General features: G+C 69.5%; 10 protein-coding genes. 6 read left to right on the forward strand and 4 right to left on the reverse strand.

Annotated elements, in window-relative coordinates:
• Positions 1-70: 70 nt before the first annotated feature.
• Complete coding sequence (locus ACFRKB_RS35870; protein ID WP_383110810.1) at positions 71-1,069, reverse strand: helix-turn-helix transcriptional regulator; 999 nt, start codon at positions 1,067-1,069, stop codon at positions 71-73.
• 369 nt (positions 1,070-1,438) lie between these two features.
• On the opposite strand from ACFRKB_RS35870, the gene ACFRKB_RS35875 reads away from it, so the two are divergent.
• Entirely contained in the window at positions 1,439-1,759 is a 321-nt protein-coding gene (locus ACFRKB_RS35875; protein ID WP_030353182.1) for a Rieske (2Fe-2S) protein, read from the forward strand.
• A 150-nt stretch (positions 1,760-1,909) separates the two neighbouring features.
• Here ACFRKB_RS35875 and ACFRKB_RS35880 read toward each other — a convergent pair whose 3' ends face one another.
• Entirely contained in the window at positions 1,910-2,314 is a 405-nt protein-coding gene (locus ACFRKB_RS35880) for a pyridoxamine 5'-phosphate oxidase family protein (protein WP_365974782.1), read from the reverse strand.
• 256 nt (positions 2,315-2,570) lie between these two features.
• Between ACFRKB_RS35880 and clpB the strand changes: the two genes are divergently transcribed.
• Both clpB and ACFRKB_RS35890 read left to right on the forward strand, forming a co-directional pair.
• A complete protein-coding gene (clpB, locus tag ACFRKB_RS35885; protein WP_383110802.1) occupies positions 2,571-5,180 on the forward strand; it encodes an ATP-dependent chaperone ClpB in 2,610 nt (869 codons plus the stop codon).
• Between the two features lie 225 nt (positions 5,181-5,405).
• The gene (locus ACFRKB_RS35890) at positions 5,406-5,933 is read left to right on the forward strand and encodes a type III secretion system chaperone family protein (protein ID WP_383110803.1); all 528 of its coding nucleotides are present in this window, start codon (positions 5,406-5,408) and stop codon (positions 5,931-5,933) included.
• A gap of 56 nt (positions 5,934-5,989) precedes the next feature.
• Here the strand turns inward: ACFRKB_RS35890 and ACFRKB_RS35895 are convergent, their stop codons facing one another.
• Complete coding sequence (locus ACFRKB_RS35895) at positions 5,990-6,922, reverse strand: alpha/beta hydrolase (RefSeq protein WP_383110811.1); 933 nt, start codon at positions 6,920-6,922, stop codon at positions 5,990-5,992.
• Between the two features lie 170 nt (positions 6,923-7,092).
• A complete protein-coding gene (locus tag ACFRKB_RS35900) occupies positions 7,093-8,247 on the reverse strand; it encodes a pyridoxal phosphate-dependent aminotransferase (RefSeq protein ID WP_383110804.1) in 1,155 nt (384 codons plus the stop codon).
• A gap of 176 nt (positions 8,248-8,423) precedes the next feature.
• Between ACFRKB_RS35900 and ACFRKB_RS35905 the strand changes: the two genes are divergently transcribed.
• From ACFRKB_RS35905 to ACFRKB_RS35915, 3 genes are all read left to right on the forward strand, one after another.
• Positions 8,424-8,723: a hypothetical protein gene (locus ACFRKB_RS35905; protein WP_383110805.1), complete on the forward strand. Its 300-nt coding sequence runs from the start codon at positions 8,424-8,426 to the stop codon at positions 8,721-8,723.
• A 348-nt stretch (positions 8,724-9,071) separates the two neighbouring features.
• Positions 9,072-9,590: a DUF2617 family protein gene (locus tag ACFRKB_RS35910; RefSeq protein WP_365974788.1), complete on the forward strand. Its 519-nt coding sequence runs from the start codon at positions 9,072-9,074 to the stop codon at positions 9,588-9,590.
• A 54-nt stretch (positions 9,591-9,644) separates the two neighbouring features.
• Positions 9,645-11,267, forward strand: coding sequence for a polyamine aminopropyltransferase (locus tag ACFRKB_RS35915; protein WP_383110806.1), 1,623 nt, complete (start codon positions 9,645-9,647; stop codon positions 11,265-11,267).
• Positions 11,268-11,384 lie beyond the last annotated feature (117 nt).

Consider the following 11,384-nt stretch of genomic DNA (forward strand, 5'->3'; position numbering starts at 1 on the left):
GGTTCACTGCTTCAGTGGCTGCCCGGGGGTGCGCGTCCGTCACCGATCGCCGCCGCCGCGGCTCTCCGGCTCAGTGTTCTTCGTCCAGGATTCCCGAGTGCGCGATGAGGTAGCCGAGTTGGGCGCGACTGCCGCTGCCGAGCGTATTGGCGAGTTTGGCGATATGGGCCCGGCAGGTTCGTACGTTCATCCCCAGGCGACGGGCGATGGCTTCGTCGACGTGTCCCTCGACGAGCAGCTTGGCTATGGTCCGCTGGAGGCCAGTGATGCCGACCGGGGTGGGCTCGTACGAAACCTGCTCGTTGAGGGGCGTGGCGCGCCGCCAGAGCTGCTCGAAGACCTTGACGAGATAGGTCACCAGGCCCGGGTGGCGCAGCTCCAGGGCGACCTGCTGGTCGTCGCGCGCGGGTATGAAGGCCACGGTCTGGTCGCAGATGATGAGCCGCTCGATCAGCTCTTCCAGGGTCCTTATCTCGATCTTGCCGCTGGCCATGCGGTCCACATAGGCCATGGTGCCCTGGCTGTGCCGGACGGTGTGCTGGTAGAGCGTGCGCATGCTGACGCCGCGGTCGATCAGTGGCCGGTCCCGCTCCAGCGCCTGACTGAGAATGTGCTCGCGTCGGCCGCCTCCGGGCTGGATCGTGAGCATCTCCGTATGGCACTCGGCTGTGGCGAGATTGAGAGCGGCGTTGATCCGGTTGAAGCCCTCCAGAACGGTGATCGAGTGGGTGGGGGCCGGGTTCAGTGCGCTGATCGCCATGAATGGCTCAAAGGATTCTGTTAGATCATTCGAGAGGCGCCTCCGGTCCAGGATCTCCCGCTCGATGGGATGGAGTCGCTGCGCGAGCGCGACGGACGGCGGGACAGGGCGCAGCCAGTTCGGGTCGTCCGGATCGGGGTGCAAAAGAGCAAATTCGAGAAGGCACGGTGCCTCCTCCGCCTCCGCGCGGGAGATGCGCCCGGCGCTCAGGGCGCTGGCGTAAAGGTGCGCTCCCTCGTCGCACAGCGCGGTCACAGCATGGGGATGTGTCGGTTTTGGAATGATCTTAGGCAAATCTCCACCCCCCAGGGTCCTGAACGTACAGGAACATGATGCATCGGCCCTGTGGCATTGACGTGCCTGAATGAGCCATCGTCTTGTGACGCGGGGGAGAGGAATCCATCAAGTGAGGACGAAGCCGACTATGTACAAGAGATTGCTTCGCTCGGTGCTTGCCGCAGCTTTCTCCGCGGTCGTGGCTTACGGGGTTCTGGGTGGCGCGGACAGTGGTTGGGGATTCGCGCCTCAGGCCGGCCAGTCGGACAGTGGCTGGGGCAGTGCACCGGCCGACAGTGACTGGGGCAGCGGCACGAACTCGAATGACAGTGGTTGGGGCTCCACGGCGGCGAACGAACCGCCGGACAGCGGCTGGGGGAGCTCGCCGGCCGATGTAAGCGCATGACTGTCCCGCCGGACGACCGGGTCTTCCGGCGCGAGATGGCCACGGCCTACCGGTCGGGGTGGCACTTCATCGATCTCGTCACCGCTATTCCTCACCGTGGCGACTCGTTGATGGTCACCCTCTTCGGAGAGCCGATTGTCGTCGTACGCGAGGAGGACGAGGACGTCCGTGCCTACCGCTGCCTTCGGAGGCCGCGGGGGGCTCCGCAGCCGGTCCGGTGTGCCATCCGGTACGACATGATCTTCGTCAACCTCGACCAGCGTGACCACCAGCTGGTCGGATCGAATACCACCATCGCCACCCCCCGCAGCGCCTGAGCGATTCCCCCGTCGTTGTAAATCGCTCGGGCGCTTCCCCCACACAGCGGCGCCATCGTGGACCTGAAACACGATGGCGCCGTTGTGCTGCCCGCGTGCGTTTCCGCGTGCGGGCTCGCGTGTGCGCGCCGGGCCTCCCGGCTCTCGCGGTCAGCCGCGGCCGAGCGCCCGTTCCAGGGCGATCTCGATGACGACCCGGTCCGGGTTGGGTGAGGGCGTACGGCCGTAGCGCTCCGTGTAGCGGCTCACCGCGTCCGCGACGACCTCCGGCTCCGTACGGACCGTCGCGCGGCCCTCCAGCGTCGACCAGCGGCCCTTCTTGACCTGGCACACCGCCACCCGCGCGCCCTCCGGGCCCGCCGCCAGGATGTTGGCGACCTTCGTGCTGCTCTTGCTGGTGATGACGCGGGCGAGCCCCGCCTCCGGGTCGTACGTCACGCCCACCGGCACCACATGCGGACTGCCGTCCGGACGCGGGGTGGTGAGGGTGCAGACAAGGCGCTCGCGCCAGAAGGCGAGAAAATCGGGGCTGGGATCGCGTACGTCGTGGGCCATGCCGGAAGCCTAGAACGGGTGACCCGCGAGCCGGGGGAGAGTGCGGGACGGCGCCGGAGGGCGCGGGAGGGCGCGAGGGGCGCGGAAACCCTGGGAGGGCGGCCCGCGCGGAAACCCCCGAGATAGCGGCCCGCCCGGAAACCCGGGAGAGCGGCCCCGATTCAGGCTTGAGTGGAATAGACTCAACTTTGCGCACGTTCTCGATGTCAGGGTCGGACGGAGACCCGAGGTCTGTGCAGAGGAGGAGAGGGCGCACGTGGACGCCGAGCTGACCAACAAGAGCCGGGATGCGATCAATGCCGCCACCAACCGGGCCGTGGCCGGCGGGCATCCCGATCTGACCCCCGCGCATCTGCTGCTCGCGCTGCTGGAAGGCCAGGACAACGAGAACATCACCGATCTGCTGGCCGCCGTCGAGGCGGACCAGGCAGCGGTACGGTCCGGAGCGGAGCGGCTGCTGGCCGCACAGCCCAGCGTGACCGGTTCCACCGTCGCGCCCCCGCAGCCCAACCGCGAGCTGCTCGCCGTCATCAACGACGCGGCGCAGCGGGCCAAGGAGCTGGGGGACGACTACCTCTCCACCGAGCACCTGCTGATCGGGATCGCGGCCAAGGGCGGCCAGGCCGGGGAGGTGCTCGACCGGCAGGGGGCGGGCGCGAGGAGACTGCTGGACGCGTTCGAGAAGACGAGGGGAGGGCGCCGGGTGACCACACCCGACCCGGAGGGTCAGTACAAGGCCCTGGAGAAGTTCGGTACGGATTTCACGGCCGCCGCCCGCGAGGGCAAGCTCGACCCGGTCATCGGCCGGGACCAGGAGATCCGGCGTGTGGTGCAGGTGCTGTCACGCCGTACGAAGAACAATCCCGTGCTCATCGGCGAGCCCGGCGTCGGCAAGACCGCCGTCGTCGAGGGGCTCGCTCAGCGCATTGTCAAGGGCGACGTGCCGGAGTCGCTGAAGAACAAGCGGCTGGTTTCGCTGGACCTCGGTGCGATGGTGGCGGGTGCCAAGTACCGCGGTGAGTTCGAGGAGCGGCTCAAGACCGTTCTCTCCGAGATCAAGTCGAGCGACGGCCAGATCATCACCTTCATCGACGAGCTGCACACCGTCGTGGGCGCGGGCGCGGGCGGCGACTCCGCGATGGACGCCGGGAACATGCTCAAGCCGATGCTGGCCCGCGGTGAGCTGCGGATGGTCGGCGCGACCACGCTGGACGAGTACCGCGAGCGGATCGAGAAGGACGCGGCGCTGGAGCGGCGCTTCCAGCAGGTGCTGGTCGCCGAGCCGACCGTCGAGGACACCATCGCGATCCTGCGCGGGCTCAAGGGCCGGTACGAGGCCCACCACAAGGTGCAGATCGCGGACGCGGCGCTGGTCGCCGCCGCGACGCTCTCCGACCGCTACATCACCTCGCGCTTCCTGCCCGACAAGGCCATCGACCTGGTGGACGAGGCCGCGTCCCGGCTCCGGATGGAGATCGACTCCTCGCCCGTCGAGATCGACGAACTCCAGCGCTCCGTCGACCGCCTCCGCATGGAGGAGCTGGCGCTCAAGAACGAGTCCGACCCCGCCTCCAAGCAGCGGCTGGAGAAGCTCCGCCGCGATCTCGCCGACCGCGAGGAGGAGCTGCGCGGCCTCAACGCCCGCTGGGAGAAGGAGAAGCAGGGCCTCAACCGCGTCGGCGAGCTGAAGGAACGCCTGGACGACCTGCGCGGCCAGGCCGAGCGCGCCCAGCGCGACGGCGACTTCGACACCGCCTCCAAGCTGCTGTACGGCGAGATCCCCGGCCTGGAGCGCGAGCTGGAGGAAGCCGCCGAGGCGGAGCAGGAGGCCGCCAAGGACACGATGGTCAAGGAGGAGGTCGGCCCGGACGACATCGCCGATGTGGTCGGCTCCTGGACCGGCATCCCGGCCGGCCGGCTGCTGGAGGGCGAGACGCAGAAGCTGCTGCGCATGGAACAGGAGCTGGGCAAGCGGCTGATCGGCCAGAGCGAGGCCGTCCAGGCCGTCTCCGACGCCGTACGCCGTACCCGCGCCGGCATCGCGGACCCCGACCGTCCCACCGGCTCCTTCCTCTTCCTCGGCCCGACCGGTGTCGGCAAGACCGAGCTGGCCAAGGCGCTCGCGGACTTCCTCTTCGACGACGAGCGGGCCATGGTCCGTATCGACATGAGCGAGTACGGCGAGAAGCACTCGGTGGCCCGGCTGGTCGGCGCGCCTCCCGGCTATGTCGGCTACGAGGAGGGCGGCCAGCTCACCGAGGCCGTACGCAGGCGCCCGTACTCCGTGGTCCTGCTGGACGAGGTGGAGAAGGCGCACCCCGAGGTCTTCGACGTCCTGCTCCAGGTCCTGGACGACGGCCGGCTCACCGACGGCCAGGGGCGGACGGTGGACTTCCGCAACACCATCCTCGTCCTGACGTCGAACCTCGGCAGCCAGTACCTGGTCGAGCCGCTGACCAGCGAGGAGACCAAGAAGCAGCAGGTCCTGGAGATGGTACGGAGCTCCTTCAAGCCGGAGTTCCTGAACCGCCTGGACGACTTGGTGGTCTTCTCCGCCCTCTCGCGCGACGAACTGGCCCATATCGCCAAGCTCCAGATCGACCGCCTGGCCCGCCGCCTCGCGGAACGCCGGCTCACCCTGGACGTCACCCCGGCGGCGCTGGAATGGCTCGCCGACGAGGGCAACGACCCGGCCTACGGAGCCCGGCCACTGCGCCGCCTGGTCCAGACGTCGATCGGCGACCGGCTCGCGAAGGAGATCCTCGCGGGCGAGGTCACGGACGGCGACACGGTCCGGGTGGACCGCTTCGAGGACGGCCTGATCGTGGGCGCGGCGTCCGCGGAGCCGACGGGCAAGACGCTGTAGCAGCGGGACTCCGGCACGGCCGGGACAGGGGCCGGCAGGCGCGTGGGCGCCTGCCGGCCCCTGTGTACGCCGGAAGCTGCGCGCCTGTACGCCGGAAGCTGCGCGCCGGATCCTGCGCGCAGATGGTGCGCACCGGATCTTGTGTGCCGGATCGGCGGGCCGGGGTTGCCAGAGCCTCCCCGCTATGGGGGAGGATGGAAGGAACCGTACGAAGGGAAATACACGGTGAGCATCGACCCGTCCTCGATTCCGAATTTCGGGGGCCAGCCCCAACCGCAGGGTGCAGGACCGGCGGGCCCCGTCGTCCCCGACCAGGATCTGGTCAAGCAGCTCCTCGAACAGATGGAGCTGAAGTACGTCGTCGACGACGAGGGCGACCTCGCGGCGCCGTGGGAGGAATTCCGTACGTACTTCATGTTCCGGGGCGAGGACGACCAGCAGGTCTTCTCGGTGCGGACGTTCTACGACCGGCCGCACCCGATCACGGACAAGTCGAAGGTCCTCGACGCGATCGACGACTGGAACCGCCGCACGCTGTGGCCCAAGGTCTACACCCACGTCCACGAGGAGGGTGACGGTCCTCCCACCGTCCGGCTCATCGGCGAGGCCCAGATGCTGATCGGCATGGGGGTCAGCCTGGAGCACTTCGTGTCGTCCACGGTCAGCTGGGTGCGCGCGTCGATCGAGTTCGACAAGTGGCTCGTCGAGCAGTTCGGCCTGGAGCCGGGCGACGAGAAGCCCGAGGACGCCTGAGCCACGCCTCCTGGGGTGGGCACGTGTACGCACGCACGTGCCCACCCGCGGCGGGACTACGCCGCCTTGCGGAGCCGCGCGATGACGCCGTTGATGTCGTCGGTGAGCCGCTCGGGGCGTACGAAGTGTCCGCCGGGCTCCTCGCGCCACTCGTGCGGGATACCGGCGTCGCCGAGCAGCGCCCGGAACTCGCGCTGGCCGGCGAGTACGTGGGTCTCGTTGATCGTGTCGAACCAGTTGACCGGGTCGGGGCTGGTACCGGCGACCAGGAAGACCCGCTTGTTCCGGTAGCGCTCGATGTTCTGGACCGGGTTGTCGGCGGTGACCCTGGCCTCGTCCCACAGCGGCGCGCCGTAGATCGTGCCGCCCGCCAGGTCCAGGGCCGCGGATGTCACATTGGCCCAGTGGGCGACCGCGTTGTTGTCGCGGCGCAGGCTGGCCGGGCCGGAGTGGGCGCTCACGGAGGCGAAGTGGCCGTAGTACTTGGCCGCGTACTTCAGCGCGCCGAAGCCGCCCATCGAGAACCCGGAGACGGCGCGGCCGTCGTACTCGGCGTACGTCCGGAAGTTCGCGTCGATCCAGCGGAGCAACTGGTCGATGTGGAAGGTCTCCCAGTTCCGGGGGCCGGTGTTGGAGTTGACGGGGTTGGAGTACCAGCCCGCCTGCCCGCCGTCGGGCATCACGACGATGAGCGGCTTGCCGGCGGTCAGGTCACGGATCCTGAGGTCGCGGTCGAAGGTGATGAAGTCCTGGCCGGGACCGCCGCCGTGGAACAGGTAGAGGACGGGGTAGGTGCGTCCGCTGGTGTGGTAGTCGTCGGGCAGCAGGACGTTGACGGCCGGGTTCCAGCCGATCGCGCTGGTCGCGAACCGGTAGTACCACATGCGGGGGTCGTTCTCGTTGCGCTCCTTGATGGTCAGCCCGAAGCCGTCGCCGGCCGTACCGGCCGCGGACGCTGCCGTGGCGAAGGCCCCTCCGCCCAGTGCCATGGCCGCGGTGAGTCCGCCGGCGGTCTTCAAGAGGGTTCGGCGGTTGAGGCGGTGTTTGCTCAAAGCGTTCTCCTGGTCAGGGAGTTGGACGATTCCGCCGCACGCTAGCGAGCCGCCTCTTCACACCTGCGACGTACTCATAGGTCCCCCGAAGACCTCCACAACTGTTCTCACAGGCTCCGCAGGCGGAACGTCGCCTCCCGTAGAACATCCTCACGTTTGCAGAACGCGAATCGAACAAACGGAGCGCCCTGCTTCTGGTGGTCGTAGAAGACGGCGTTGGGGACGGCGACCACGCCGCACCGCTCCGGCAGGGCGCGGCAGAAGGCGAAGCCGTCGCTCTCCCCGAGCGGCCGGATGTCGGTCGTCACGAAGTAGGTGCCGGCCGGGCGGTAGACCTCGAATCCGGCTGCCGCCAGGCCCGCCGAGAGCAGATCGCGCTTGGCGCGCAGATCGGCGCGCAGCCCTTCGAAGTAGCTCTCCGGCAGCCGCAGGGCCTCCGCGATCGCGTACTGGAACGGGCCCGACGCCACATACGTCAGGAACTGCTTGGCCGAGCGCACCGCCGTCACCAGCTCCGGCGCCCCCGTCACCCAGCCCACCTTCCAGCCGGTGAACGAGAAGGTCTTGCCCGCGGAGCTGATCGTCAGGGTCCGCTCGCGCATGCCGGGGAAGCTCGCGATCGGTACGTGCTCGCCCTCGAAGACCAGGTGTTCGTACACCTCGTCGGTGACGACCAGGAGATCGCGCTCGACGGCGAGTTCCGCGACGGCGGCCAGTTCCTCGCGGGTGAGGACCGTGCCGGTGGGGTTGTGGGGGGTGTTGAGGAGGATGAGGCGGGTGCGGTCGGTGACGGCGTCCCGCAGTTCGTCCAGATCCAGGTGGTACGCACCGTCCCGGGGATGCAGGGTGACCGGTACGCGGGTGCCGCCGGCCATACCGATACAGGCGGCGTACGAGTCGTAGTACGGCTCCAGCGCGATCACCTCGTCGCCGGTGCCGACCAGGGCGAGCAGCGCGGCGGCGATCGCTTCGGTGGCGCCCGCCGTGACCAGGACCTCGGTGTCCGGGTCGTGGGCCAGTCCGTAGCGCTTCAGCTGGTGTTCGGCGATCGCGGTGCGCAGTTCCGGGACGCCGGGCCCCGGCGGGTACTGGTTGCCCTTGCCCTCGCGCAGCGCCCGTACCGCCGCTTCCCTGACCTCCTCGGGGCCGTCGGTGTCGGGGAAACCCTGACCGAGGTTGATCGCGCCGGTGCGTACGGCCAGCGCCGACATCTCCGCGAAGATCGTGGTGCCGCCGAGCCATTCTTTGGTCATGGCCGCCATCCTCCGCCGAACCTCTGGAGTTGCTCAAGTCGGCTTTGGGCCCGGGGCGCCGGGGGGACACCCAGAACACGCGGTGAGTTCACGCGACACGTTCAGGTGGGAAGCCGGTCGGTGCGGAGCCGGTCGCGCGTCGGCGCGGGGCTTCGCGACGGGGGAACAGAAAGACGGTGAGGACGATGGTTGGCGTAGGAGTGGTGGTCGTACTGGTCGCGGTCGCGTTCGTCGGGGTCGTGGCGAGCGTGGGCAGCAGGGACAAGCGCAAGAAGCCGCTCGGTACGGCGCGTAACCGCACATCGAGCCCCTCGCTCAAGAAGAGGGGCGCCAAGCGCCGCTCCAGCGGCAGCTGGTGGGCCGGCGGCAGCGGCGGTGGCGGTGACGCCGGCGGTGGTGTGTCCTGCGGGGGCGGGAGTTCGTCCTGCGGCGGTGGTTCGTCGTGTGGCGGTGGTGGCGGGGGTTGCGGCGGAGGAGGCAGCTGACACGGGGCAGCTGATCCGCTGTCACGACGATGCCCGGTGGGGAACGAACTCCCGCCGGGCATCCCCGTGTTGGCGGTTCACGGCCGCCGTTCGGACCGGCGGAACCGGGCCTTCCGCACCGTTTTTGGTTGAACAGTTGAACCCTTGGGCCCCCGGGGGGATGGAAACCCTTTCAAGTTGGGTAAAAACGCTGTGAGCGTCGCGTACTTCGTGCTTCCCTCGCTGTTGAGAGCTTCTCAGCCCTCGGACCTGATACGGAACCGAGCAGGCGATCTCCCCCCACAAGCCACTCGCTCATCGTCCGGGACATCCCCGGTCACCCGTCAAGCGTGTTTGCGGAGCCGACCCATGCTCACCACCCTCAATACCGCCTACACCGACACCCGCGCCGCTGATCTGGCCTGGGCGTTGGGCCGGGAGCCGGTCCCCGCCCTGGCCGTCCTCGATCTCGATCTCGCGGGCGCCGGGCTCCAGCTGAGACTGCTCGGCGCCTCTCACCAGGTGATTCTGGAGGAGGAGCGGGGCACCTGCTCCGAGACCGTCGCCTGTATCCCGGGCAGCAGCACACCCCTGCCGCTCGGTGTCTCCAAACGGCTCGGGGACTGGGAGTACGAATTCGCCGCCCGCGTCGAGACGCTCTCCCAGGGCTCGTTCGCCGGGCGTGCGCAGGAACTGCTCGCACTGGTAGCCGACCACCCGAACGGATTAGCGGGGACGTTCCCCGGCGACCCGAACGCCTTCACCGCGATGCTGGCGCAGCGCGACGGCAGCCAGGTCCGATGGCGTACCTGGCATGCGTATCCGCAGGAAGGCCGCCTGGTCGTCACTCGGACGCGGGTGGGGGTCCGTATGCCTGCCGTGCTGTAGATGCACCCATGTGGGTGACAAACCGCAATGAATTCGTGACGTAGCGTTACGAACATGATCGAGCAGTCCGTCTCCTCGCCGCCCCGAGGTGGCGCGCGGCTTCCCGTGCGCGCGGGCGCCGGGCGTTACCTGATCCTCACCGTGGTCTTCATCTGCGCCGCGTGCGGGCTGGTGTACGAGCTGGAGCTGGTCGCGCTCGCCTCGTATCTGATCGGGGACTCCGTCACGCAGGCGTCGGTCGTCCTCTCGGTGATGGTCTTCGCGATGGGCGTCGGCTCGCTGCTCGCCAAGCGGCTGCGGTGCCGTGCCGCGTTCGGATTCGGGCTGCTGGAAGCGGTGTTGGCGCTGCTGGGCGGTTGCTCCGCACTCGTGCTGTACGCGAGCTTCATATGGCTGGGGGAGTCCCACTACGCACTGGTCGGCTTCTCGCTGGCCATCGGCGTCCTCATCGGCGCCGAGATCCCGCTGCTGATGGCGCTCATCCAGCGCTTCTCCCGGCAGGACGCGCAGGGGACGGTCGCGGATCTCTTCGCGGCCGACTATGTGGGCGCGCTCGTCGGCGGGCTGGCCTTCCCGTTCCTGCTGCTGCCCTGGCTGGGCCAGCTGACGGGCGCGCTGCTGACGGGCGCGGTGAACGCGGTGGCGGGGGGCGGGCTGGTCCTCTGGCTCTTCCGGCGCGATCTGACAGCGCACTCACGCTGGGTGCTGGTGACCGTCAATGTGCTGGTGCTGGCCCTGCTCGCCACGGCCGCCGTCCTGGTGGACGACTTCGAACGGGCGGCGCGGCGGGCGGTCTACGGCGACCAGGTGCGGGTCGCCGTCCACACCGACGTCCAGGAGATCGTCATCACGGGCGGTCGCGGCGGGCCGCTGGAGCTGTATCTCGACGGGCGGCTGCGGGTCAGCGCGCGCGACGAGTTCCGCTACCACGAGGCGCTGGTGCATCCCGCGATGCGCGGGCCGCACGCGCGGGTGCTGATCCTGGGCGGGGGCGACGGGCTGGCCGCGCGTGAGGTCCTGCGGTACGGGGACGTCCGCGAGGTCACGGTCGTCGAGCTGGACCCGGCGGTCGTCCGGCTGGCCCGCACGGATCCCGCGCTGCGGAAGCTGAACGGGGGGGTGTACGGGGACGGGCGGGTGAGGGCGGTGTACGCGGACGCGTTTACGTGGCTGCGCGGAGCGGGGGACGCCGGAGGCGTCGGGGGCGGGGGCGGGGTGTATGACGTGGTCATCTCGGATCTGCCGAATCCCGGCGTGACGGCGAGTACGAAGCTGTACTCCGAGGAGTTCTACGGTCTGGCCACGCGCGTGCTGGCGGACGGTGGACGTCTGGCGGTGCACGCCGGGTCGCCGGCGACGCAGCGGCGTACGTACTGGACGGTGGACGCGACGTTGCGGGCGGCCGGGTTCGGGACCACGCCGTACCACGCGACGGGGTGGCCCTCGGGCTTCGCGGCGGGCCCCGACCGGGTCAAGGACGGCACGCCGGCCGTGAGCGACTGGGGGTTCGAGCTGGCGGAGGTGGGCGCGAACCCGGGGCTGGGGCTGGCGCGGGACGCGCCGCGGTTGAGATCGCTGGAGGGGTCGATGCTGGTGGCGGGGGCGCGGGGGGTGGAGCGGACTCGGGTGCGGGGGCTGCCGCCGTCGACGCTGGTGCATCCGCGGTACGGGGGGTGACGGTCGCCTCCCGGCGGGGGGTCGTTGCGCGGGCCGTCGCTGGTGCCGGGGGCCGGGGCCTGCGGAGGTGCGTGTCCGGACTGCTTTCCTCACCGCGCTTCGCGCGAGCTGCGACGC

Origin of the sequence: Streptomyces scopuliridis (assembly GCF_042790125.1) — a bacterium.
GTDB classification, from domain to species: Bacteria; Actinomycetota; Actinomycetes; order Streptomycetales; family Streptomycetaceae; genus Streptomyces; species Streptomyces scopuliridis_A.

Bases quoted from the DNA above. Each gene is read 5' to 3' on its own strand.
- ACFRKB_RS35915 (WP_383110806.1), top strand. From the start codon at position 9,645: ATGATCGAGCAGTCCGTCTCCTCGCCGCCCCGAGGTGGCGCGCGGCTT.
- ACFRKB_RS35895 (WP_383110811.1), bottom strand. From the start codon at position 6,922: ATGGCACTGGGCGGAGGGGCCTTCGCCACGGCAGCGTCCGCGGCCGGT.
- ACFRKB_RS35880 (WP_365974782.1), bottom strand. From the start codon at position 2,314: ATGGCCCACGACGTACGCGATCCCAGCCCCGATTTTCTCGCCTTCTGG.
- ACFRKB_RS35910 (WP_365974788.1), top strand. From the start codon at position 9,072: ATGCTCACCACCCTCAATACCGCCTACACCGACACCCGCGCCGCTGAT.
- ACFRKB_RS35875 (WP_030353182.1), top strand. From the start codon at position 1,439: ATGACTGTCCCGCCGGACGACCGGGTCTTCCGGCGCGAGATGGCCACG.
- ACFRKB_RS35900 (WP_383110804.1), bottom strand. From the start codon at position 8,247: ATGGCGGCCATGACCAAAGAATGGCTCGGCGGCACCACGATCTTCGCG.
- ACFRKB_RS35905 (WP_383110805.1), top strand. From the start codon at position 8,424: ATGGTTGGCGTAGGAGTGGTGGTCGTACTGGTCGCGGTCGCGTTCGTC.